Annotated in this window: 15 protein-coding genes and 2 pseudogenes; 12 read left to right on the top strand and 5 right to left on the bottom strand. The window is 73.9% G+C overall.

Annotated features, from left to right (window positions below):
* Nucleotides 1–121: 121 nt before the first annotated feature.
* On the top strand, nucleotides 122–4,342 hold the full coding sequence (locus ACIBSW_RS38420) for a CHAT domain-containing protein (protein WP_404799589.1): 4,221 nt from the start codon (nucleotides 122–124) through the stop codon (nucleotides 4,340–4,342).
* Here the strand turns inward: ACIBSW_RS38420 and ACIBSW_RS38425 are convergent.
* Nucleotides 4,339–6,219: a cellulase family glycosylhydrolase gene (locus ACIBSW_RS38425; RefSeq protein ID WP_354721827.1), complete on the bottom strand. Its 1,881-nt coding sequence runs from the start codon at nucleotides 6,217–6,219 to the stop codon at nucleotides 4,339–4,341. The genes ACIBSW_RS38420 and ACIBSW_RS38425 overlap by 4 nt on opposite strands.
* 136 nt (nucleotides 6,220–6,355) lie before the next feature.
* Here ACIBSW_RS38425 and ACIBSW_RS38430 point away from each other — a divergent pair, with 136 nt between their 5' ends.
* From ACIBSW_RS38430 to ACIBSW_RS38455, 6 genes and pseudogenes are all read left to right on the top strand, one after another.
* Nucleotides 6,356–7,246 carry a hypothetical protein gene (locus ACIBSW_RS38430; RefSeq protein WP_354721826.1) on the top strand — a complete coding sequence of 297 codons (891 nt, stop codon included), beginning with the start codon at nucleotides 6,356–6,358 and terminating at the stop codon, nucleotides 7,244–7,246.
* Nucleotides 7,243–8,607 (top strand): annotated as a pseudogene (locus ACIBSW_RS38435) (methyltransferase); the annotation flags it as partial. The gene ACIBSW_RS38430 and the pseudogene ACIBSW_RS38435, both read left to right, overlap by 4 nt.
* The gene (locus ACIBSW_RS38440) at nucleotides 8,565–9,131 is read left to right on the top strand and encodes a TetR/AcrR family transcriptional regulator (RefSeq protein ID WP_404799596.1); all 567 of its coding nucleotides are present in this window, start codon (nucleotides 8,565–8,567) and stop codon (nucleotides 9,129–9,131) included. The pseudogene ACIBSW_RS38435 and the gene ACIBSW_RS38440, both read left to right, overlap by 43 nt.
* A gap of 82 nt (nucleotides 9,132–9,213) precedes the next feature.
* Entirely contained in the window at nucleotides 9,214–9,693 is a 480-nt protein-coding gene (locus tag ACIBSW_RS38445; RefSeq protein ID WP_354721825.1) for a glycosyltransferase, read from the top strand.
* A gap of 154 nt (nucleotides 9,694–9,847) precedes the next feature.
* Nucleotides 9,848–10,627, top strand: coding sequence for an EAL domain-containing protein (locus ACIBSW_RS38450; protein WP_354721824.1), 780 nt, complete (start codon nucleotides 9,848–9,850; stop codon nucleotides 10,625–10,627).
* Nucleotides 10,628–10,696: 69 nt separating this feature from the next.
* Entirely contained in the window at nucleotides 10,697–11,386 is a 690-nt protein-coding gene (locus ACIBSW_RS38455; RefSeq protein ID WP_184995242.1) for a response regulator transcription factor, read from the top strand.
* Nucleotides 11,387–11,448: 62 nt separating this feature from the next.
* Here the strand turns inward: ACIBSW_RS38455 and ACIBSW_RS38460 are convergent, their stop codons facing one another.
* Nucleotides 11,449–12,027: a hypothetical protein gene (locus ACIBSW_RS38460; protein WP_354721823.1), complete on the bottom strand. Its 579-nt coding sequence runs from the start codon at nucleotides 12,025–12,027 to the stop codon at nucleotides 11,449–11,451.
* Nucleotides 12,028–12,147: 120 nt separating this feature from the next.
* On the opposite strand from ACIBSW_RS38460, the pseudogene ACIBSW_RS38465 reads away from it, so the two are divergent.
* Nucleotides 12,148–12,840: pseudogene (locus ACIBSW_RS38465) on the top strand (glycosyltransferase family 2 protein); the annotation flags it as partial.
* Between the two features lie 79 nt (nucleotides 12,841–12,919).
* Here the strand turns inward: ACIBSW_RS38465 and ACIBSW_RS38470 are convergent.
* Nucleotides 12,920–15,199 (bottom strand): hypothetical protein, encoded by a 2,280-nt coding sequence (locus ACIBSW_RS38470; protein ID WP_354721822.1) that lies wholly within the window; start codon nucleotides 15,197–15,199, stop codon nucleotides 12,920–12,922.
* Nucleotides 15,196–16,608 (bottom strand): thymidylate kinase, encoded by a 1,413-nt coding sequence (locus ACIBSW_RS38475; RefSeq protein ID WP_354721821.1) that lies wholly within the window; start codon nucleotides 16,606–16,608, stop codon nucleotides 15,196–15,198. Before ACIBSW_RS38475 ends, ACIBSW_RS38470 begins: the two co-directional genes overlap by 4 nt.
* Before the next feature lie 108 nt (nucleotides 16,609–16,716).
* Between ACIBSW_RS38475 and ACIBSW_RS38480 the strand changes: the two genes are divergently transcribed.
* From ACIBSW_RS38480 to ACIBSW_RS38495, 4 genes are read left to right on the top strand one after another with little or no spacing between them, the layout of a single operon-like run.
* Entirely contained in the window at nucleotides 16,717–17,994 is a 1,278-nt protein-coding gene (locus ACIBSW_RS38480) for a polysaccharide biosynthesis protein (RefSeq protein ID WP_354721820.1), read from the top strand.
* A 13-nt stretch (nucleotides 17,995–18,007) separates the two neighbouring features.
* On the top strand, nucleotides 18,008–19,153 hold the full coding sequence (locus ACIBSW_RS38485; protein WP_354721819.1) for a glycosyltransferase family 4 protein: 1,146 nt from the start codon (nucleotides 18,008–18,010) through the stop codon (nucleotides 19,151–19,153).
* 47 nt (nucleotides 19,154–19,200) lie between these two features.
* Complete coding sequence (locus ACIBSW_RS38490; RefSeq protein ID WP_354721818.1) at nucleotides 19,201–20,055, top strand: glycosyltransferase; 855 nt, start codon at nucleotides 19,201–19,203, stop codon at nucleotides 20,053–20,055.
* On the top strand, nucleotides 20,052–21,191 hold the full coding sequence (locus ACIBSW_RS38495) for a glycosyltransferase family 4 protein (protein ID WP_354721817.1): 1,140 nt from the start codon (nucleotides 20,052–20,054) through the stop codon (nucleotides 21,189–21,191). Before ACIBSW_RS38490 ends, ACIBSW_RS38495 begins: the two co-directional genes overlap by 4 nt.
* Nucleotides 21,192–21,236: 45 nt before the next feature.
* On the opposite strand, the gene ACIBSW_RS38500 is transcribed toward ACIBSW_RS38495, so the two are convergent.
* Nucleotides 21,237–23,564, bottom strand: coding sequence for a right-handed parallel beta-helix repeat-containing protein (locus tag ACIBSW_RS38500; protein ID WP_354721816.1), 2,328 nt, complete (start codon nucleotides 23,562–23,564; stop codon nucleotides 21,237–21,239).
* Nucleotides 23,565–23,571 lie beyond the last annotated feature (7 nt).

Here is a 23,571-nt window from a genome sequence, read left to right on the forward strand (position 1 = left end):
GTGCCCGTAAACCGCGATCGAATGATCCACTTTGTCATTCGTCGGTGTGCGCATTCCTCGACCGTCCTGGGCCGGCCGTTGTGTGATAGGCATGGTCGCTCGGGGCCCGTTGACCCCATTCATGATCGATTTCGGCTGGAGCGTGCACGTGGGTGAGCCTGGCGATCCGGTTCGGGTTTTCATTTCGTACGCGCACGGCGACGACGATCATTCGGAGTCGGTTCGGCGGTTGTGGCTTTTGCTGCGATCCGTGGGTGTGGACGCCAAGCTGGATCTGACGGCGACGGCGCAGCGGCAGTTCTGGCCGAAGTGGATGAACGAACAGATCCGCGATGCCGATTTCGTCCTGGTGGTGGCGTCACCCCGTTATCGCGAACGGGGTGAGGACCGCGGTGACCCGGCCTCCGGAAAGGGCGTGCGGTGGGAGGCACAGCGACTGCAGGAGCGGTGGTATGCGGAGCATGAGGCGGGTCTGCGATCGATCGTTCCGGTGATCCTTCCGGGTGGCGACACGGACGGGATACCGGACTGGTTGCTGCCTGCCGGCGGCACGACCTACCGGGTGCCGGAGCTCACCGAGTCGGGCATCGAGGAACTGATCCGGGTGCTGACGGACCAGCCCCGGGACGTCGAGCCACCGCTGGGGAAGACCCCGGTGTTGCCGCCACGATCGGCGCCGGCCGCGGGCCGGGCCACGACCCCGGCGGGTCTGGCGACGGAGCTGCTGATCGACGCCGCCTTGGACGGTCGGCGGCTCACCTGCGAGGTGAGCCTGGCGGGAGCGCCGGTGTGCAATCACGAGGCGGTGCTACCCCCGGAGCTGGATCGCGTGTGGAATTCCTTGACCGGAACGGCGGAGGTGGCGCAGAACCAGCTCGCGGCGGCGGGGCGGGCGCTGGCGCGGGCCGTGTTCGACGAGCCGGGACAGCGGCTGGTCGCCGACCTGGTAGGTGGGCTGCACCCGCGTGACGAGATGGAGGTCGTGTGGCGGGCGACGGGAACCGCGCTCGACGTGCCGGTGGAGCTGCTGCGCCTGACCACCACCGGCGGTGAGGAGCTGGGACCGGTGGCGTTGATCGGCGGGGTGAGCGTGCGCCGGCAGGTCCGCGGCGCGGGGCCGGGGCGGGGTGCGGTACGCCTGCCGGGCCCGTTGCGGGTGCTGGCCGCGGTGGCCGCGCCGGAGGAGTCACGTACAAGGAGCGCGCCGCTGGATGTCGAGGCGGAGATGCAGGCGCTCCTGGACGCGGTCGGTGATCTAGCGACCGGTTCCGGGGGCCAGGTGCGGATCTTGGAGGTTGCGTCCCTGTCGCAGATCCACGAGGCCCTGCGGGAGTCGGACTTCCATGTGCTGCACCTCTCCGCGCACGGCTCGGCGTCGATGGTGGAGCTGGAGGACGAGGACGGCGACCCGCACCCGGTCGGGTGCCGTGACCTGATGAACGCCATCCGGGACGCGCGGGCCGAGGTGCCGCTGATCGTGTTGTCCTCCTGCGCCGGCGCCGCCGGTGGCGGCGAGGCCCTGGCGGCCGCCCTGGTGCAGGCCGGAGCGGACCGGGTCCTGGCGATGCAGGCGCCGGTGACCGACACCTACGCGACCCGGCTGCTCGCCCAGTTCTACCGGGAGTTGACGATCACTCCGGACAGCGGTTCGGCGGCGGGGGCGTTGGCCCGGGCCCGGCGCTGCCTGGAACGCGCCCACCAGGCGGGCGAGCCGACGCCGACGCCCGAATACGCGGTGCCGACGCTGCTCTGCGCCGACGACGACAGGCCCTTGATCGACGCCGCTGGGCCGCCGGTCGAGCTGACGACGGTGGCGGTGCCGTCCGGTACGTCGGTGCGGGAGCTCAGCCTGGGTCAGCTGATCGGCCGACGGTCCCAGCTGCGGGAGGCGACCCGTGTACTGCGCCGCACCGAACCGGCCCGCGACGCACACGGCGTGATCAGCGGAGTGCAGTTGATCGGGGTCGGCGGGATCGGGAAGACCGCCCTGGCCGGTCGGCTGGCCACCCGGCTGCGCGGGGACGGGATACCGCCGGTGGTGCACGAGGGCCGGTGGAACCCGTCGAATCTCTTCGCCGGCCTCGCGGCGGTGCTGGCCGGCGATCCGATGGCGGCCGCGCTGGCCTCACCGGAGGTGCCGGACACGGCGAAGGCCGGGCTGGTCCGGGACGTCCTGCGGTCGACGCCGGTGGTGCTGGTCTTCGACGACTTCGAGCAGAACCTCTCCCCAGGAGGTGCGGCGTTCCTGGATCCGGCCTTCGACGAGATGTTCACCGGTTGGTGCAAAGCCGCGGAAACCGCGGTGATCCTGGTGACCTGCCGCTATCCGCTGCCCGGTGACGAGCGCTATCTGGTCCCGGTACAGGTCGGTCCGCTGTCGCCGGCGGAGCTGCGCCGGCTGCTGCTGCGCCTGCCGGCGCTGCGCGGCCTGGCGGGCGACGACCTGCGCGTGCTGACCCGCACCATCGGCGGCCATCCGCGCCTGATCGAGTACGTCGACGCGCTGCTGCGCGGCCGCCCCGCACGGCTGCGAGAGGTACAGGAAAGGCTCGGGAGACTCGCCGCCCGGGAGGGCATCGACCTGCGCCGCCCCAGGCCGGTCGGTAAGGCGGTCGAGGACGCGCTGCTGCTCGGCAGCGCCGACATCCTCCTCGACGAACTGCTCGGCCTGCTGTCCACCTACGAACACGGCGTCCTGCTGCAACTGTCGGTCAGCCGCGCACCGATGACCCTCGACGACCTCGCCTACGCCCTGATCGACCCGGCTCCCGACACCACGGAGGCCGCCGCCTCGCCTTCTCTGGTCGCCGCGGTGGAACACCTCGCCGACCTGACCCTGCTCACCCCCGGCGACGGAATCCTGGTGCACCCCTGGACCGCCGAACTCCTCGAACGCCGCTCCGACCCAGACCGCGCCCGCCACCATGAACGCGCCCTGCGAATGCGGCTACGCCGCAACAAGCAGGGCCGCACCGACTACGACGACCTGATCGACATCCCTCGCCACCTGGCCGCCACCGGCCAGTACGACCTGATCCCAGGTTTGGCCCGTCAGGCCGTCGCGGCCTTACCCGGAGTGCTCGCCGCCGCAGCCTATCTCGCCGAGATCCGCGCGTTGGTCCCCCGCACGGAGCCGGCCTGGGTTTCGGTGGTCAAGCAGGAATACGAGGCCGTTCGCACCGCAGGTGATCTCTCCAGCGCCCAAGCTCTGCTGCACGACATGCGCCAGTCCATCGAGCAGCAAGCCGCCGCCAACCCGCACGACGAGACGGCAGCGGCGAACTTGTCAGTCCTGCTGGTCGATCTCGGCGACCTGGCCGTCGCCGTCGGCGATCTGGCCGGCGCCCGCGCCCACTATCAGGCAGCCCTGAACGCCGGCATGTCTCCGGATGAACGCGATGCCCCATGGTGGTGGAACCGGCCCGCGATCATCCGCGAGCGGCTCGGGAACGTCGCTGTCGCGGCCGGGGATCTGACCGCCGCCCGCGAGCACTACGAGGCCGGCCTGAAGATCGCACAACGGCTGGCCGCCGCCGACCCGAGCAACACCGAATGGCAACGCGACCTGTCGATCAGCCGCGAACAGCTCGGGGATGTCGCTGTCGCGGCCGGGGACCTCACCGCTGCACACGAGCATCAACAGGCGAGTCTGGAGATCCGGCAACGGCTGACCACCGCCGACCCGCGAAACACCGCATGGCAACGCGACCTGTCGGTCAGCCGCAACAAACTCGGGGACCTCGCCGTGACGGCCGAAAACCTGACCGCCGCACACGAGCACTACCAGGCCAGCCTGGAGATCGCAGAACGGCTGGCCGCCGCCGACCCCCGCAACACCGCATGGCAACGCGACCTTTCGATCAGCCGCAACAAACTCGGGGACCTCGCCGTGACGGCCGAAAACCTGACCGCCGCACACGAGCACTACCAGGCCAGCCACGAGATCCGCCAACGGCTGGCCGCCGCCGACCCCCGCAACACCACATGGCAACGCGACCTGTCGGTCGGCCGCGAACGGCTCGGGGACATCGCTGTCGCGGCCGGGGACCTTGCCACCGCCCGCGAGCACTACCAGGCCAGCCACGAGATCGCACAACGGCTGGCCACCGCCGACCCGAGCAACACCGCATGGCAACGCGACCTGTCGGTCAGCCGCGAACGGCTCGGGGACATCGCTGTCGCGGCCGGGGACCTTGCCACCGCCCGCGAGCACTACCAGGCCAGCCACGAGATCGCACAACGGCTGGCCACCGCCGACCCGAGCAACACCAAGTGGCAACGCGAGGCCACTCAGATTGCTGCGAAGATACGCGAGCTCGAGGCTGACGAGGACACCCCTTAGGTGAGTTGACGGCAGTAGAGGGCGTCGGGGGTGCGGGAGGAGCCGAGGCGGCCGGTGTAGGCGATGCCGGCCAGGTACTCGCCGTCGGCGCACTGGCCCTTGTAGTCGCCGGTGGCGAAGTCGCCGCCGGGGTTGCCCGGCGGGCGGTTGTCGCCGCGGTCGAACCACACCGTCCGGCCGGTGCCCGCCAGCGCGGTCGCCGCCGTCGCGCACAGCGCGCTGGACACCGCGGCGCCGCGCACCGCGTACCCGATGATGAAGGAGCCGGCCGGGCACTGGAGCTTGGTGTATCCGCGGGCCCAGTCGCCGGTGACGTGGCGTTCGTCGGTGACGACCTGGTGTGCGGCGGACGGCGCCCACAGGTCCGCCGCCCTCGCGTCGGTGCACAGGCCGCGGTTGCCGGTGTGTGCCAGGCCGAGCAGGCGCTGCCCGTCCGGGCAGGCCGCCTTGCGGGCGCCGGAGTCCCAGTCCGGCCGGTCGCGCATGCGCAGCGACTGGACGAAGTCGCCGTGGTCCGGGCTCAGCATCGACCAGTGCGGCACCGGATCGACGTACCCGGTGCGGGCGGTGGCGGTGACCAGCCGGCTCCAGTCGCCGGCCCGCCAGTCGCCGCCGTCGTAGGGGCCCGCGCGCCTGCCGTCGCGGTCCCAGTGCAGCAGCGCCCAGCCGTTCGTGGCGCGCTTCTCGGCCCAGCCGACCGCCGGCCAGTATGCGAAGTCCGCGTCGGCCTGGATCAGCTGGTCGGTGAAGGCGCCGAACCAGTCCCGCTGCTTCGAGCCGGGCGCCGCGTTGCCGTCCACGCCGAACTCGCTGATCCACACCGGCGCGGTGAAGTGCCGGCCGGGTTCGGCGCCGACGTAGAACGCGTCGCGGTACAGGACGGCGGCGAGGTCGGCGCGGCTCAGATCGCGGTAGCGCGGGTCGCTGGTCTCGCCGATCCCGGTCGCGCCGGAGTGGTTCGGCCCGGTGTAGTCGTAGAAGTGCGCCGCGTAGACCAGCTTGCCGGACCGCACCAGGGTGTGCGAGAGCGCGGCGACCGGCCGTAGCGTCGGGCGCCCGTGCGCGAAGCCGTCGACCGGGATGCCGGTCCAGTTGATGCCCTCGACGATGATCAGCAGGTTCGGGTTGGCCTCGCGCAGGATCCGGTCGCCGAGCCGCTGCGAGGCGGCGAACCAGTCGTGGTCGTCGCCGCCGCCCCAGTTCGGGTCGTCCCAGACCGTGCGGCGTACCTCGTTGTAGAGGTCGGCGCCGACCACCCGCGGGTTGTCCCGGTAGCGCCGGACCATGAAGAGCCAGTCGTCCTCCCAGTGCGCCGCGGACTGGCTCGCGTTCCACCGCTCGTTGCCGTCGACGCCGCAGCACCAGCGGGTGGTGTTGGTGTGGTTGTTGAGGATCACCGCGAGCCCGGCGCCGGTCGCCGCCGCGACCACCTCGTCGTACACCCGCAGCGGGGTCATGCCCCGCAGGCCGGGGTTGGCCGCGACGGCCGCGTCGGTCACCGGCCGGGTGTCGTGCAGCATCTCGCCGGAGAACGGCAGCCGCAGGCTGTTGAGGCCGATCGACCGGAAGCCGGCGACGATCTCGGCGAGCGGCGCCCGGTCGAGGCCGAGCGGTACCCGGCCGGCGTTCTCGCCGGCGTGATGGTTGGCGTCGTCGGTGTCGTCGCCCGAGCCGTTCCAGGTGCCGCTCGCGCCGTGCCAGTTGCCGGAGATCAGCTTGAACCGCATCCCGTCGGCGTCGACGATGTAGCGCCCGCGGGTGCTCAGCGGCGCCGCCCAGCCGGCGTCGGCCGCGCCATCGGCCCCGGTGGCGGCGGCCGCGGGCACGCCCGGCAGCGCGATCAGCGCGATGAGCAGGGAAAGCAGCGGTACGCGCACGATCAGCCACCTTATTGGAAGTTATCTATATCAAAGCCCAGGCGTGACCGAAAGGGAATGGCTTGAGCGATCGCTCAAACCGTGTGTAGCATCCCCCGCAGCGTGTTGAGCGATCGCTCAAATCGGGGGAATGAGGATGACAGTGCGGAAACCACGCCCGGGCCGGGCCAACTGGATCCTGGCGGGGCTGATCGCCGCGTTCGGGCTCGCGGCCTTCTGCTACACGGTGTCCAGCGGCCGGGCCGACAGCGCCCTGCTCTTCGTCGTGCTCCCGGCGCTGCTGGCCGCCGCGCTCGCCCTGACGCCGGGACGGACCACGCACGGCCGGGTCTTCCGGCTGACCACGATCGCGCTGCTGCTGGCGGCCGTCGCCCTGCACGAGGGCGCCATCTGCGTACTGATCGCGTCACCGCTGGTCTATGCCGTCGCGCACGGCACCGCGGCCGTGATCCGGCTGGCCCGGCAGGGCGGCGCGCGCACGCTGGCGATCCTGCCGCTGCCGCTGCTGCTGGCCGGCGGGATCGAGGGCACCAGCCCGGACCTGCGGTTCCAGCCGGACCAGTCGGTCGAGGTCAGCCGGGTGGTCGCGCTCGAACCGGCAGCCGTGCACGAGCGGCTGGCGGCGGGGCCCCGGCCGGTGGCCGTCGACCCACTCCTACTGCGGCTGCTGAGCGCGCCCGCGCCGGAGCACGTGATGGGCGCCGGGCTCGAGCCCGGCGACCGGTGGATGTTCGGCTACCACGGCAGCTCGCACGGCTCGGGCGGCGCGATCGTCACTCAGGTACGCGCGGCCGGACCGCAGCACATCGACTTCGACGTGGTCTCGGACGACACCATCACCGCCCGCTGGCTGCGCTGGCGTGGCGCCTCGGTGCGCTGGCAGGCCGCCGGCGCCGGCCGGACCGAGGTGACGGTCGTGCTGTCGTACCAGCGGCGCCTCGATCCGTCCTGGTACTTCGGCCCGATCCAGGACCGGCTGATGCACGCCGGCGGCGAGCACGTGCTCGACATGCTGGCCCTGCCGTGACAACGGCCCGCTATCTGTGCCTGGCGCTGCCGGCGCTCGCGGTCCTGATCGCCGCGCGGGCGCGGCCGGAACCGCGCGAACGCGCCGGTGCGTTCCTCGCCTTCCTCGCCGCGCTGGTCGGGATCGCCGCGCTGCACGAGGCCGCCGGCGCCGCCGGCTGGTACGCCTTCGAACCCGTCGACGGCTCCTACCGCGGCCTGCCGGTCGACCTGTGGTTCGGCTGGGCGGTGCTGTGGGGGCCGCTGCCGGTGCTGCTGCGCCGCGCCGCGCCGCTGCCGGTGCTGCTGGGGCTGCTGTTCTGGGTCGACGTGGTGGCGATGCCCGCGCTGGATCCGCTCCTGGTCCGCCTCGGGCCGCACTGGCTGGCCGGCGAGCTGCTCGGGCTGGCGGCGGTGGCGCTGCCGGCCCAGTTGCTCGGGCGCTGGACGGCGGACCGGCGGCGGCTGGCGGGACGGGCCCTGTTGCAGCTCGTCGTCTTCACCGGGCTGATCTTCTGGCTGCTGCCGACGGTGGCGTTCACCCTGGGCGACGGCGGCTGGGACCGGGTACCCGCCGGGTGGCTGCCGGTGCTGGCACAGGCCGGCGTCGCGCTGGCCGTGCCGGCGCTGGCCGCGGTGCGCGAGTTCGTGACGCACGGCGACGGCACCCCGTTCCCCTGGGATCCGCCGCGGCGGCTGGTCACCACCGGGCCGTACGCCTATCTCGCCAACCCGATGCAGCTCAGCGCCACCCTGCTGCTGCTCCTGCTCGCCGCCGCGACCCAGAGCCTGACGCTGGCGGCGGGCGCGGTCGTCTCGGTCGTCTTCGCCGCGGCCGTCGCGGCGCCGCACGAACGCCACGACATGCGCCACCGGCACGGCGCACCGTGGCTGGCGTACCGGCGGCAGGTGCGGGACTGGTCGCCGCGGCTGCGGCCGTACGAGCCGGGGCCGCCGGGCCGGCTGTGGCTCGACGACGACTGCGGGCCGTGCAGCGCGGTCGCCGGGTTCTTCCGCCGCCGCGGCTCGCGCCTGCGCGTCCTGCCGGCCCGGGAGAGCCCGGTGCCGCTGTGGCGGGCCCGGTACACCGGGCCGGGCGACGTACCCGCGTCGGGGGTGGCGGCGGTGGCGCGCGGACTGGGGCATGTCACGCTCGGCTGGGCGTACGCCGGGTGGTTCCTGCAGCTGCCGGTCGTCGACCGGCTCGCGCAACTCGTCACCGACGCGCTGATCGCACCGCCGCACCCGGCCGGGCCGGCGCCGCACGCCTTAGGAGAGGGATGACCGACACCAAGCAGCGGCTCCTCGACGGCACCCTGGCCGCGCTGGGCGAGCACGGCATCGCCGGCGTCTCGGCGCGCACGATCGCGGCGGCGGCCGGGGTCAACCAGGCGCTGGTGTTCTACCACTACGGCACGGTGGAGGAGCTGCTCGCCACCGCGTGCCGGCAGGCGACGCGGGCCCGCGTCGCGGCGTACGCCGAGCACTTCGCGGCGGTGACCTCGCTGCGCGAGCTGCTGCAGGTGGGTCGCGTGCTGCACGCCGAGGAGGTCCGGCAGGGCAACGTGTCGGTGCTGGCGCACATGCTCGCGGCCGGGCAGCACAGCGAGCGCATCGCCGAGACCACGGCGGCGGCCGTGCGGCTGTGGGTCGTGGAGATAGAGAAGGTGCTGACCCGGCTGCTGGCCGGGTCCCCCGCCGCGGAGATCGCCGACGTACCCGGCCTGGCCCGGGCCGTCTCGGCCGCGTTCATCGGCCTGGAGCTGTACGAGGGCGTCGACGAGGAGGGCGCCGGCCAGGCGCTCGCCGCCCTCGACCGGCTCGCGGTGCTCATCGAGGTCATGGACGACCTCGGGCCGCTCGCGCGGCGGGCGCTGCGCAGGCGCCTCACCCGCGTCGCGCGCTGACCTTCAGCAACCCGGCGAACCTTTGCGCCCGGCTTGAGAACGGCCTGAGACGGCGTTGAGGTAGCGCGCCGAACTACGGGGCATGACTGTCGCCCGCCTCATCGCCGTCCCTCCCTTCGTCGTCGCCGGTCCCGCCCAGCAGGCTTCGTCTGCGGGCGAGGCGGCGGTCGAGTTCTCCGTCGTCGTCCCCTTCCACAACCCCGGCGCCACGCTGCGCCGCGCGATCGAGCGGGTCGCCGAGACCCTCTACGCGCAGAACATCTCGTTCGAGATGATCGCCGTCCCCGGCGGCACGCGCGACGGCTCGGCGCGCACCCTCGACGGCCTGCCCTGGCTGCGGGTCATCGCCGACCCCGAGCTCCAGGACAAGGGCGCCGCCCTGCAGTCCGGCATCGCCGCGGCCGGCGGCGAGTGGGTCGGCTGCATCGACGTCGACGCCGACATGGAGACCGAGATCGACCCGCACGAGCTGATCGAGTGCCTGCACCGCGCCCGCGAGACCGCCGCCGCCCGCGAGACCGCCGCCCGCGAGACCGCCGCCGCCCTCGCGGCCGCCGCCTGAGCCCGACACCACCCGCACCACCCCGGACCCCTGACCCCGGCCCGCGTCCCCCCACGCGCGCCGGGGTCAGCTCATGTCCGGACAAAGCCGAGACTTGCCGCGGTCTTGAAACCGGGTTGAGCCTGCCTTGAGGGTTGCGGCCGAACCATGAACCATGACCCTCAACGCGCCCGCCATGCGCAACCTCCGGGAAGTCATCCACTCGCAGGCGATCCAACCGACGTTCCAGCCGGTCGTCCGCCTCGAGGACGGCGTGGTCAAGGCGTACGAGGCCCTGGCGCGCTTCGACAAGGCGCACTTCCCGAGCCCGGCGGACGCGTTCGCCGCCGCGCTGGCGGCCGGTGTCGGCGTCGACCTGGAGCTGCTCGCGCTCGAGCGGGCGTTCGCGTACCTCGACGAGATGCCGTCGCAGGCGTGGCTGAGCGCGAACCTGTCGGTGGAGGCGCTGCTCGACCCGCGGGTGCACAGCACCCTGCTCGATCATTGCGACCGCGGCATCGCCGTCGAGCTGACCGAGCACACCCAGGTGCACGACTACCCGTCGCTGGTGAAGGTCACCGAGGAGCTGCGCGCCGCCGGCATCCTGATCGCCGTCGACGACGCCGGGGCCGGCTTCGCCAGCCTCAGCCACATCCTGCAGCTGCGCCCCGACATCATCAAGCTCGACATCACCCTCACCCGCGGCGTCGACACCGACCCGGTCCGGATGGCCCTCGCGCGCTCGCTGGTCGGCTTCGCGAAGGACATCGGCGCGATGCTGATCGCCGAGGGCATCGAGACCGTCGCCGAGCACGAGAAGCTGCAGGCGCTCGGGGTCACGCTCGGCCAGGGCTACTTCATGGCGCGGCCCGGGCCGCTGCCGGACCGGGCCGAGATCACCGCCACGGGCCTACCTGCCGGCGAAATCTTCGTTTCCCCCCGGACCGACCGATAGGACTCGGAACCGCGCCACCCCCGTGCGCGGTGCCCGTCCCTCACCTCGTCAAGGAAGACTGGAGGTCCCGTGGCCAGGCCGCGCGCGCTCGTCGTCGAGGACTCACCCGAATTCATGCTGCTCTGCCAGCACCTCCTGGAGAAGGAGGGCTTCGACGTCGTCGTCGCGACCGACGGCAAGGGCGCGGTGGAACAGGCGCAGAAGGAGCGCCCGGACATCGCCATCCTCGACCTCGGCCTGCCCGACGTCGACGGCATCGAGGTGTGCCGCCAGATCCGGCAGTTCACCGACGCCTACATCGTCATGGTCACCGGCCGCACCGACGAGGTCGACAAGATCGTCGGCCTGTCCGTCGGCGCCGACGACTACGTCACCAAGCCCTTCTCGCCCCGCGAGCTGGCCGCGCGCATCCAGGCGATGCGCCGCCGGCCCCGCAGCTCGGCGGCGGCGGCGAGCACGGCGGTCCGCGAGTACGGCCTGCTGCGCATCGACCCCGACGTCCGCGAGGTGACCCTCGACGGCCGGGTGCTGGAGCTCACCAAGATCGAGTTCGGCTTCCTGGACCTGCTCTCCTCCGCGCCGCGCCGCACGTTCACCCGCGGCCAGCTGCTCGAGGACGTCTGGGGCGACAACTGGTACGGCGACGACCACATCATCGACGTGCACGTCGGCAACCTGCGCAAGAAGCTGGGCGAGTCCGCCTCGGCGCCCCGGCACATCCGGACGGTGCGTGGCGTGGGATACCGCTTCGAGCCCTGATCTCCCGTACCCGTACGACCAGGCCCACGCGCACCAGCGCGTGGGCCTCGTCGTGTCCGGGATCAGCCGCGGTTGCGCAGGCGCCCGGCGACGCCGGTCACCGCGGCGAGGCCGCGGCGGCGGTACCGGAACGCCACGGCGCCGAGCGCCGCGGCGGCGGCGGCCCACCACGCCAGGTCCTGAATGCCCCGGCCGGCCTGTTCCGGCGGGACCGAGCCGACCAGCGTCCGCTTCATGCCGGTCGGGGTGGTACCCATCGCGAGCACGCTGGTACCGGAGGAGAGCTTGCCGGTCGAGCCGTCGGTGACCGGCAGCACGGTGGTGTCGGGCGTCGGCGCGGGCGCGGGGGCCGCGGCGCTGACGACCAGAACGCGCAGCGCGCCGGCGGCGTCCGCGACGACGGTCCGCTCCGCGGCGGCGCCGACCCGCAGGTTCACCGGCGAGCCGCCCTTGAAGCCGAGTGCGTACACGGCCAGCCCGTCGCCGTCGGCCGCGCGCGGCCGCCACTGCACGGTCAGCGCGTCGGCGGTGCCGCCGTATCCCGGCCCGTCGGCCAGCGCGGCGCCCGGTCCGGTGAACGCGCCCAGCGCCGCGGCGGCCAGCAGGAACGGACCGAGGCGGCGGGTGCGGTGACTGATCATGAGCCCGATAGTGACACGTCCTGGTTGCCAAACGGTTCGCGGCGAGCCCCCGGCCGATCCTTGCACCCGGCTTGACGGCGGCCTGAGGTTGCGTTGAGGTTGCGGGCCGAACTACCCGGCATGACCGCGACGCTGCTCTCCGCCCCCGCTTCGACCGCTACCGCCCCCGTCCGCCCGGCGCTCTTCAACGCCGCGCGGTTGTGGGCAGCGGCCGACCCGGCCGTCGAGCTCACCGTCGTGGTGCCGTTCTACAACCCGGGCGCCGCGCTTCGCCCGACGGTCGCCCGGCTGGTCGAGTGCCTCGCCGCCGAGCAGGTCGGGTACGAGGTCATCGCGGTCTCGGACGGCTCGACCGACGGCTCCGAGCGCACCCTCGCCGGCCTGCCCGGCGTCCGGGTCATCGACAGCGGCGTCAACCAGGGCAAGGGCGGCGCGCTGCACCTGGGCTTCGCCGCCGCGCGCGGCGCCTGGGTCGGCTTCGTCGACGCCGACGGCGACATCGACCCGACCCACCTGGCCGAGTACCTGCGCCTGGCGCGCGACGGCGGCCACGCCGGCGTCTACGCCGACAAGCGGCACGCCGGCTCCGCGAGCGCCTCCTCGCCGTTCCGCAAGCTGGTGTCGACCTTCTACTCCACGCTCGTGACCCTGCTGTTCCTGCTCGGGATGCGCGACACCCAGACCGGCTGCAAGGTCCTGCGCCGCGACGTGCTGGCCGACCTGCTGCCCCGGCTGCGCGAGCGCCGTTTCGCCTTCGACCTCGAGTTCTTCGTCGCCGCCAAGGCGGCCGGCATCCGCGGCTTCGTCGGCGCGCCGGTCCGGCTCGAGGAGCGGGTGGCCGGCTCGACGGTCTCCAGCAAGGCCATCCTGCGCACCATCCGCGACACGTTCGTCATCTTCGGCCGCCTGCACCTGACCGGCCAGTACCGCCCGGTCGCCGGCGCCGCTCCGGCCCGCCCGGGCGCAACCACCGCCGCCGGCTCGTGGAACGGTCAGCAGGTCGCCGAGGCGGCCTGAGCTCCGGCTCCGGCGGCCCGGTCCGGCCGCGACGCTCCAGGCGCGGCGTCGAGAACCAGCGCAGCAGGTCACGCCGGTGCTCGACCAGACCCGACAGCAACAGCGCCGCAATGGCCACCAGGGACACGTACAGCCCGATCCGCAGCCAACGCCAGGGCGTGTAGCGGACCGTCACCGCCGCGGCGCCGGCGTCGACCGCGACCGTTCCGGCCGCCGTCCGCCGCATCGGCAGGCCACCGGCCGACCAGCCTTGTGACCACTCCTCGGGTATCACCACCCAGCCCGGCGCGCCGGCGAGCACCCGCCAGCTGGTCGAGGTGACCCGGTGGATCCCGCCGGACGCGGCCGAGGGCAGGGGCCCGCGCTCCTGGCCGCCCGGCAGCATCGCCTCGCTGCCCAGGACGCCCCGCGCGGCCAGGTCGACCGCCTCGTCGTAGCCGCCCGTCCGGGCGCCGACCACCCGGCCGGTGCCGGTCACCTCGACGCGGTAGACGTCGAGGTCCGGGGTGCGCAGCACCGGGCGCAGGTCGTCCTGGGTCTCCAGCCAGGCGTACTGCCCGGCCTCGCGGTCGCGCGCCAGCACGACGTAGCTGATGCCGAGCGGGGCGATCAGGCGGCCGAAACCCTCGGTGACGCCGTCGGCGAGCAGGCGCTGCACGTACGCCGTGCGCAGCGAGTCCGAGTTCGTCCGCACCGCGCCGAGCTCGACGGCGTCGCTGCTGAGCACGGGCCGGCGGAAGAAGGCGCCGGCCGGCGTCGCGACGGTCCGCGAGCCGGTGAAGTCGAACGGCTGGTACAGGTGCCAGGGCAGAAAGAGCACGCCACCGGTGCCGTTCCCCATGATCTTGTCGGCGGTGCTCCAGGACTCCGGGTACCGGGTCACCCGGACGCTGCCGCCGAGGCCCCACGCGAGCGACGGCGCGACGACGGCGAAGAGGCCCGCGACCGCGAGCAGCGCGGCGCCGGCGGCCACCCGGACCCGGGCCGGGCGGCCGGCCCGGCGGCAGGCGTAGTAGAGCGCCTCCGCGGTGACCCCGATGCCGACGGCGTAGGCCAGCATGGTCAGCGCGAGCCACTTCTGCTGCTCGCGCATCGCGGCGAAGAGGGGCACGACGTCGAACGCCCACCGGTACAGCCAGGCCAGCGGGCCGTGAATGCCGGCGCCGAGCAGCAGGCCGCAGACGGCGACCGCGGCCAGCGGCGCCCCGGCCACCGGGTCGCGGCGGCAGAGCCGGACCAGGCCCCAGACGGCGGCCGTCGCCATGACCACGACGGGCACGAGCCCCAGGGCGAGCTCGGGGCTGCTGTCGGCGCCGCCGCCGCGCCAGAATCCGCGCAGCGACAGCAGCGTCGGCAGCATCCCGCCGGGACCGGCGTGCGGTGCGTACGCCTCCAGCTCCTGGCCGCCGACCCGGACGGTGAGGATCGCGTTCAGCATCACCGCGACCGCGTACGCGTAGACGAACCCGGCGAAGACGATGATCAGAGCCGTGCGGACGAGGTCCTTGCGCCCCGGCCGCGGCAGCAGCGCCACCGCGAGCAGGCAGGCGCCGCCGAGCCAGGCGGCGTGCGGGCCGACGACCATCGCGAGCGCGTACCAGACCGCGGGCCGGGCGGCGAACCACACGCGGCGCCGGCGGGCCCAGACCGCGGAGGCGAGCAGCCAGCTCAGCAGGCCGATGGAGAGCAGGAAGGCGACGTGCCCGGCCTGTACGCGCTCGACGACGTACGGGTTGCAGCACGCGAACAGGGCCGCGAAGTAGCGCCGCCACCGGCCGCCGCCGGCGAGCGCGGACACCCCGGACGCGACGATCGGGAAGTAGCACAGGACGATCAGCCAGCCGGTGGCGCCGGCGCCGACGACCGTCCGCAGCCCGTGCGTGAACAGCCGGTACGGCAGCGCGTCGAGCGCGGCCGGGTCGAGGCCGTACAGGCCCGACGCGACGGCCTGGTGCGGCCCGGACACCCAGTCGAGCAGCAGCAGGTACCCGTCGCGGGTCCACGGCGCGACGACGACCAGCCCGGCGACCAGGCCGAGCAGCGCCGACTCGGCGGTCAGCCGGGTATCGCGCCGCCCGCCGTCGGGGCGTCGCCGGTCCGGCAGCCCACCCGGAGCGCCGCCGGACCCCCGCCGTTCCGGCGGCGCGGCGGTCACCGGCGGCGGCGCGGCGTACCGTGTGCCGCCTGCACCACCTCGGCGACCAGCCGCGCCAGCGGATCGGCCACCGCGCCGGAGGTGTCGACGACCACCTCGGCGTGCCGGGCGGGATGCTCGGCGAGCAGGCCCCGGAACCGCTGCTGCTGGCCCGCCTGCTCGGTGAGGCTGCGCTCGGGCTTGCGGGCGTGGATGAGTTCGGCCGGCGCGTCCGGCAGGACCAGCACGTCCGGCGCCGGCACCACCCGCTCGGCGAAGCGGGCGGCGCGGGAGCCGGGCCACGGCGACTCGCGCAGGTCGTACACCCAGCGGTCGGCGATCACCACGCGGCGGCGGGCCACGGCCGGCGCGACACTGCGCAGGTAGCGCCAGAGGTACTCGCCGGCGTAGAACCACGCGGCCGCGCGGCGCAGCCCGGCGTGGTCGGGCGGCACCGGTGCGGCCGCGGTGGCCGGCACCCGGGGCGGCGCGGCGTCGTCCGGCGTCGGCGCGGTGGAGCCGACCTGGAGCACGCGGCGGGCGAGCGCGACGCCGGGCAGGTTGCCCCGGGCCATGCCGAAGTACGCCGCGCTGGTGGTCAGCCCGTAGCCGTGCAGGCGTTCGCGCAGCCCGTCGGCGACCGTCGACTTGCCGGAGCCGTCCGTGCCGACCAGGGCGACGACCACGCCACGGGCGCGCAGGCCCAGCGGGCCGGCGGTCCACAGGGCCGGCACCACCGTGCGGCGCTGCGCCCAGGTCGACGCCACCACGGTGGGCGCCAGGCTCCGGGCGGCCAGGCGCAGCCGGGCCCGCCGGGTCAGGTCGGCGGCGGGCGGCGCGCCGGCGGCGACGGCGATCAGCTCGGCGGCCACCCGGGGCCCGAGCTGCGCGGCGAGGCGCCGGGCGAAGTCCTCGCGGTGGCCGGGTCCGGACGCGGCCCAGGCGGCGCGCGCCTCGTCGAGGCGGTGCCGGTGCGGCACCCGGCCGCGCAGGACCGGGCGGACCAGCAGGTCCGCCACCGCGGCCACGCCGGTGAGGCGGTGCGCCGCCGGATCGACGGTGACCTGCGAGACGGGCACCAGCAGCACGGGGCCGACGCAGAGGTGGCCGTAGGTCACGTCGACGACGGCCGGGCCGGTGGTGGTCTCGATCGACAGGCTCACGTGCCGCAGCCGGCGCGGGTCGTGCGCCTGCGCGACCCGGGCACCGTCGTACCCGCGGGCGAGCGCGTCGACCGGGTCGCCGTCGGCCGGCGGCGCGGCGTACCAGACGTCGAGGTCCTTGGGCCCGGTGTCGGCCGCCCAGCGCTCGGCGGCGCCGGCCTCGCCCTGCCAGGCCCAGGGCCGCCCGCCGGCGTCGAGGGCGGCGGCGACGGCCGCCAGCAGCGCGGGCCGGCTGATCCGGGCGACGTGTTGCCGAAAATAAGTCATTTCATCCCGATTATGGACCCCTGGCCGGGCCCCGCGTCCGCGGTTTCGTGACGCGGTTCGCTCAAGACAATCGGACAGGTCGGCGCTTCGCCCGTCGATAGAGACGGTGTGACCACCCTTGCCGGCCGCATCGCGCGCCTCGCCGCCGTGGGCGCCGCACCGATCGCGGTCGCCGTCGCGGTGCAGAGCGCGGGCAACCTCGCCTTCCACGCGGTGGTCGGCCGGCTGATGGACCCGGGCTCGTACGGCGCGCTCGGCGCGGTGCTCAGCGCGATGGTGATGCTGGGCGTGCCGCTGGGCGCGCTGCAGACCGCCGCCTCGGCCCTGGTCGCCGAGCACGGCCTGAACCGGGACACCACCCGTCGTACGCTGCGCTCGGTCGCCCTGTGGTCCGTGCCGCCCGCGCTGGTCGTGCTCGCCGGCGCGCCGCTGCTGCGCGACTACTTCCACCTGGCGTCGCTCGCCGAGGCCGCGCAGCTGGCCCCGTACCTGATCGTGGCCGCCGTGACCGCGGCAGCCCGCGGGCTGCTGCTCGGCGACCGGCGGGTGGGCACGGTCGCGATGACCTACCTGGTCGCCACCGTGGTCCGGCTGACGCTGGGCCTGCTGCTCGTGGTGCCGTTCGGCGTCTCCGGCGCGCTGGCCGGGACCCTGATCTCGGAGCTCGCCGCCCTGCTCGTCGCGGCCCGGCGGCTGCGGACACCGGCCGGACCGGCCGGCGCGACGCGGCTGCGGCTCGGCGCGGTCGCGTACGCCGGGATCGCGGTGACCGGCATGTTCCTGTTCTCCACCGCCGACCTGCTGCTCGCCCGGCACCACCTGGGCGACGCCGCGTCCGGCTCGTACGTCGCCGCCGCCACCGTCGCCAAGACCGTGCTGGCGCTGCCCGCCGGGATCATGGCGGCCGTCTTCCCTCGGCTGCTCGCCGCCTGGCCGACCGCCGGGCGGGGGCGGGCGCTGCTCACCAGCGGCGCCGCCGTCGCCGCGCCGGCCGTGCTGGGCGCGGCGGTGATCATCGCGGTGCCGTCGCTGGTGCTGACCGTGCTCTACGGCGACGGGTACGCCGACGCGGCCGGGCTGGTCCGCGCGCTGGCCGGCGTCGCCGCGCTGACCTGCCTGGTGTCCGTGCTCACCCACGCCGCGCTGGCCCGCCGCTCGCGCACGATCGCGGTCCCCTGGGCCGGCGCCGTGCTGGAGATCGCGCTCATCGAGGTGTGGCACGGCTCGGCGGCGCAGATCGCCGCCTGCTCGGCCGCCGCGCTCGTACCGACACTGCTCCTGATGGCCGCCTTGGAGGGCCGGCCGTGGGCCCGCGGTCCGCGGCCGACGGCTCAGGTCGTCGCCGGCGGCGCCGATCGTTCACCTACCGCCGCGACCGCGGCCTGACCCCGGAGGCCCCGTGCGCATCCTCGTTCTCAACTGGCGCGACCTGAAGCACCCGGCCGCGGGCGGCGCGGAGGTGTACACCGAGCAGGTCCTGCGCCGCTGGGCGCGGGCCGGCCACGAGGTGACCCTGTTCGCCGCGGCCGTCGCCGGTGAGCCCGCCGCCGAGCTCGTCGACGGCTACCGGGTGGTGCGCGCCGGCAGCCGGTTCACCGTGTACCGCGAGGCCCGCCGCTGGTGGCGGCGCTACGGCCGGGGCCGCTACGACGTGGTCATCGACGAGACGAACACCGTGCCGTTCCACGCGCACGAGTGGGTCGACGACGGCGCCCGCACCGTCGCGCTGGTGCACCAGACCTGCGAGGAGATCTGGCACCACAACGCGCCGCCGCTGGCCGCGCAACTCGGCCGGTACCTGCTCGAGCCGTACTGGCTGCGCCGGCTCGCCGGGTCGCCGATCCTGGCGGTGTCGGACTCGACGCGCGACGCGCTGGCCCGCTTCGGCGCCCGCGACGTCACCGTCGTGCCGGAGGGCTACGAGTCGCCGGCGGTGCTGCCGTCGGTCGCCAAGGAGACGCTGCCGACCGCCGTGTTCTGCGGCCGGATGGTCAGCTACAAGCGCCCGTGGGACGTGATCGAGGCGGTGCGCTCGGCCCGCCGGGAGATTCCCGGCCTGCGGCTCTGGATGATCGGCGGCGGGCCCATGCTCGCCAAGCTGCGCGCGGCCGCACCGGAGGGCGTCGAGTTCCTCGGCCGGGTCTCCGAGGCGGAGAAGCACGACCGGATGGCGCGGGCGCACATCCACCTCGCGACCAGCGTCCGCGAGGGCTGGGGCCTGGTGGTCACCGAGGCCGCCGCGCTGGGCACGCCGACGATCGCGTACGACGTGCCGGGCCTGCGCGACTCGACGCGGGCGGCGCGCGGCGTCGTGGTGCCGCCGGAGCCGGCGGCGCTGGCGCGCCGGCTGGCCGAGCTGCTGCCGGCCCGGCTGAGCGAGCCGTTCCCCGCGCTGCCGAACGGCGGCGCGCACGCCTGGGACGAGGTCGCCGAGACCCTGCTGGCCGCGGTGGAGCTGCACGCCCGGGTGCCGAGCGGCGTGCACGCCACGGCAGTGGTCGAGAGCCGGCGTGGCCAGGAGAGCCGGCTGCACGCCGACGCCTGACCCGCAAAATCGGTCTCGAAGCGGTGAAATCAGCTCATAATGGTCAGATGACAAGCCACCCCGTGGTGTCGGTGATCGTTCCCGCCTACAACAGCGCGCCGCTGCTGCGCGACTTCCTGGGCGCGTGCCTGACCTCCGAGTACCGGGACTTCGAGGTGATCATCAACGACGACCTGCGCTCGACGGACGGCACCCGCGCACTGACCGAGGAGTTCCGGGCCGACGGCCTGGACGTCACCTACCTGCGGGAGAACCACTCGATGGCGCAGGGCCGCAAGCGCGGCGCGGCCGAGGCGCGCGGTTCGATCCTGCTGCACCTCGACTCCGACATGAAGGTCACCCCCGGCCTGCTCGGCGAGTGCGTCGAGCTGCTCGGCGGCGGGTACGACGCCCTGGTCATCCCCGAGGAGGCGTTCGGCACCACGTTCTGGGCCCGGTGCAAGTGGCTGGAGAAGAAGATCTACGACGGGGTGGAGCAGATCGAGTCGCTGCGCTGCGTGCGGCGCGCGGTCTACGACCGGCTCGGCGGCCACGACGAGCGGATGGTCTTCTCCGAGGACAAGGACTTCGACCTGCGGGTACGCAAGGCCGGATACGCGGTCGGCCGGACCCGCAACTTCCTCTACCACAACGAGGGCGACCTGCGGCTGCAGAAGACCATGCGCAAGAAGCTCGGGTACTCCGGCACCGCCGACCTCTTCGCCACCGCGCACCCGGAGGCGTTCCGGTGGCAGACCAACATCTTCCACCGATTCGGCCTCTACCTGCGGAACTTCCCGTACGCCTTCTCGCACCCGCTGCTATACGGCGGCCTGTGGGTGATGAAGGTCGGCGAGTTCGGCTCCGGCGCGGTCGGCCAGGTCCGGCACCGCATCGCGGTGCGGCACGGGGGCCCGGCGTGACCAGAGTCGCGCACGTGATCGCCGAGTTCTCCGCCAAGGAGGCGATGGGCCGCACGGTCACCGAGCTGGTCAACCGGGTACCCGGCGAACACCACCTGGTCACCACCCACGCGCTCGACGGCCGGGACCCGTTCGCCGGCGTGCACGAGCTCGGCGGCGCGCTGGAGACGTTCCCGCTGGGGCGCTCCGACGCGCTGCGGGACGCGCTGATGCGGATCCGGCCGGACCTGGTGCACCTGCACGCCGGCGCGCTCGGCCCGTTCCTGGCGCTGCTGCCGGTGCTGCGCTCGCACCCCAAGCTGCTCACCGCGTACGCGTGGCCGACGCTGCCCGGACCGGGTGCGTGGCGGCGGGCCACCGTCGCGGAGATGCGCGCCTCGAACGTGCTGCGGGCCCGGGTGCTGCTGACCACGGTCCTGCCGATCCCGCTCGCCGCCGCCGCGCTGCGCCGTGCCGGGGTGACCACCGTGCTCACCCCCGACCCCCGGGTCGCCGACCGGCTCGGCCGCCGGCGCGGCCTGAACGTCGTCCGGTTCAGCTCCGGCGCGCCGGTCGACCCGCGCCGGGCCCGCTTCGACGCCGAGCGGCCGACCATCGTCTTCGCCGGCCGGGCGGAGAGCGTCCGCGGCCTGGACACCCTGCTGGACGCGTTCGGCCGGGTCCGCGCGGCGGTACCCGGCGCGCGGCTGCGGCTGCTGCTGATACCCCGGCCGGAGCTGCCGCGGATCCTGGCCCGGGCCGGCGCGGCCGGCGACGCCATCGAGGTGGTCACCGAGCCCGTCCCCGACCTGCTGGCCGAGCTGGCCGCCGCGCAGGTGGGCACCTGGCCGTTCAAGTTCGACTACACCACCTCGCCGCCGGCGATGGCGCTGGTCGAGGCGATGGCCGTCGGCCTGCCGGTGGTCGGCACCGACGTCGCCTGCGTCCGCGCGGTCCTGCAGGACGGCGTGAACGGCCTGTCGGTGCCGCCGGCCGACCCGCCGGCCCTGGCCCGCGCGCTGGTCACCCTGCTGCGCGACGAGCAGAGCTGGCAGCGGTACGCCCAAGCGGGGCTGGAGTCGGCGACGCAGCGGATGGGCTGGGCCCGGGTCGCCGAGACGACCGCCGAGGCGTACGCCGCCGTACTCCGCCAGTGAGACACAGCGGCGCCGCCCCGTCACCGGGGCGGCGCCGCGTTCGGACTACGGCGCCGACACCCGGGTGGGAATCGAGTACTCGCTGCCCGCCGGGCCGCCGACCTGATAGGCGACGATGTCGTACGGGCCCGAGCCCTGCGTGTCGGTCCAGCCCTCGGTGACATTGCCGGCGACCAGCCCGATGCGGTCCATCAGGTGGACCTCACCGACGACGGCGTTGTCGATCGCCGACAGCACCTTGGCGTAGGCCGCGCCGGCCGGGGCCGTCGCCGTGACCGTGCTGTTGATCCAGCGGTCCGTGCCGTCGAACGTGAAACTGTTGGTGCTGTACGGCTTCGTACCGACCGCCACCCCGGCCGCGTCGAACCACGCGATGCCGGTACGCGCCTTGCGGCCGGTGGCCTGCGCCTTGTAGGAGGCCACCGCGGTGTACGACTGGCCCGCGGTGACCGGGGTCAGCGGGCCGGCCGCGCCGATCTGGCCGGCACCGGTGGTCGTCAGCGCCAGCGAGGCGGCACCGACACCCGGTGCGGTCGCACCGGTGACCCGGCTGACCGACGTGCGGCTGGCGGCGGTCCAGCCGCCGAGGCCGTTCTCCAGCGTGCTCGCGTCCGCCGACATCAGGTTGGCGGGGATCTCCCCGCCCGCGGGCAGGTCGGCCACGAGCTCGCCGCGGCGGTAGACCCGGTAGCCGCCGACGAAGACGTCCGGCAGCGCGTAGACCTCCTTCCAGGTCAGCTTGACCCCCTCCGGGGTGCTGACGGCGGGCTGCGCCTCGACCGACTCCGGGGTGTTCTTCCCGTACCGGTAGTCGCCGACCACGAAGGGGCCGAAGGAGTTGTCCGGGTAGGTGCCGGTGGGGTCGGTGAGCACGGTGCCGGTCGGTGTGGTGCCGGCCGTGCGGGACCCGATCTGGACGCCGTACCAGGTGTTCGTGCCGCCCGTGACGACATTGCCGTAGATCTTGTCGCCGCGCCCGGCGCCCAGCCCGATGCCGACCGTCTCGAACGTGCCGCAGCCGGTGCCGTAGCTGCTCGTGCCGTCCTGACCGGCGCCCGTGATGACGTTACCGGCGATCGTGTCCGCCATGCTCTTGGCGGCCTCGTAACAGCCGTACACGAGGATGCCGGACTCGGCCGGGTTCTCGATGCGGTTCCCGGTGATCACGTTGCCGCCGCCGGACCACACCGTGTGGTTCGTGGTGTCGGCGGGGTCCACGTACGAGTCGACGCGGCCGATGGTGCCGTCGGGGTCCTTGTAGTCGTGGTAGTTCACCGTGATGGCGGCCCAGTAGGAGCCGACGAACCGGTTGTCGCGCACGATGTTGCGCGCCGGGTTGGTGACGTCCTTGTTGGTGCCGGTCGGGGTGTAGCCGACGTTCGTCTTGAGGGTGAGGTGCCCGCCGTTGAACAGGTTCTCGCTCACCTCCGAGTCGGTGACCGACTCGAGCAGGACCGTGCCGTTGTCGGGCCGGTCGAACAAGGTGAGCATCGCCGGGTCGGTGTACACGGTGTTGTGGCGGAAGATCAGGCCCTTGGCGTTGGTGAGGTCCAGGGCGTTGCCGAGCTCGGTGCCGTCGAACTGGTTGTCCTCGACCACCGTGTCGGTGGCGTTGCCACCGCCGCCGATGTTGTCCTCGTCGCCGGAGCCGGCACCGCCGCGGTTGTCGAAGCGGTTGTCGATGACCCGCACGCCGGTGGTGGCCCGGATCCACAGCTTGAAGTACTCGATGTTGGTGAACCGGACGTGCTGAATGGTCCACCGGTCGCCCGCCGAGACGCCGCCGCCCGCGTTGGTGGCGGAGCCGTGGTCGCAGGTCTTGGCCGGCGGGACCACGTCGTCGGTCAGCCCGGCGCCGGCCTTGCAGTTGCCGTTCACCGCGAGGTCCGAGACCAGGTTGGTGCTGCCCGCGACGGGTGCGGCATTGAAGTCGGGCCGCACGATGAACGAGTTCTTGAAGTTCACGTGGCTGCCGGGCGCGATGACCAGCGTGGTGTCGGTCATGCCCCGGCCGCGCAGGTTGACGTTCGGCTTCAGCATCAGCGCCTTGGTCAGGGTGTAGACGCCGGCCGGCAGGAGCACGGTGGCCGGCGCGGCGGAGGTGCCGCGGGCGGCCGCCGCGGTGACCGCGGCGTTGAGCGCGGCCCAGTCGTCCAGGCCGCCGCCGCGCGGCGCACCCGCCACCGCGCAGCCCGGGTCGGCCGCGCAGGCCTCCTCGGTCAGTGCCGGCTCGCCGACCGTCGGGGACAGGGAGTACCCCGGCCCCTCCGGTACCGACGCCGGCGCCGCCGGGGTGAACGCGAGCTGGGCGCCGAGTGTGGTCAGCACGGTAGCGCCGAGCATCACCAAAGCCCGTGGGGACTTCCTGATCAAGGGTTCT

This window comes from Actinoplanes sp. NPDC049668, assembly GCF_044465445.1.
Taxonomy (GTDB): domain Bacteria; phylum Actinomycetota; class Actinomycetes; order Mycobacteriales; family Micromonosporaceae; genus Actinoplanes.

Excerpts from the sequence above, each read along its gene's own strand:
- ACIBSW_RS38420 (WP_404799589.1), top strand. The coding sequence starts at position 122 with ATGATCGATTTCGGCTGGAGCGTGCACGTGGGTGAGCCTGGCGATCCG.
- ACIBSW_RS38450 (WP_354721824.1), top strand. The coding sequence starts at position 9,848 with ATGACCCTCAACGCGCCCGCCATGCGCAACCTCCGGGAAGTCATCCAC.
- ACIBSW_RS38460 (WP_354721823.1), bottom strand. The coding sequence starts at position 12,027 with ATGATCAGTCACCGCACCCGCCGCCTCGGTCCGTTCCTGCTGGCCGCC.
- ACIBSW_RS38430 (WP_354721826.1), top strand. The coding sequence starts at position 6,356 with ATGACAGTGCGGAAACCACGCCCGGGCCGGGCCAACTGGATCCTGGCG.
- ACIBSW_RS38475 (WP_354721821.1), bottom strand. The coding sequence starts at position 16,608 with ATGACTTATTTTCGGCAACACGTCGCCCGGATCAGCCGGCCCGCGCTG.
- ACIBSW_RS38490 (WP_354721818.1), top strand. The coding sequence starts at position 19,201 with ATGACAAGCCACCCCGTGGTGTCGGTGATCGTTCCCGCCTACAACAGC.
- ACIBSW_RS38445 (WP_354721825.1), top strand. The coding sequence starts at position 9,214 with ATGACTGTCGCCCGCCTCATCGCCGTCCCTCCCTTCGTCGTCGCCGGT.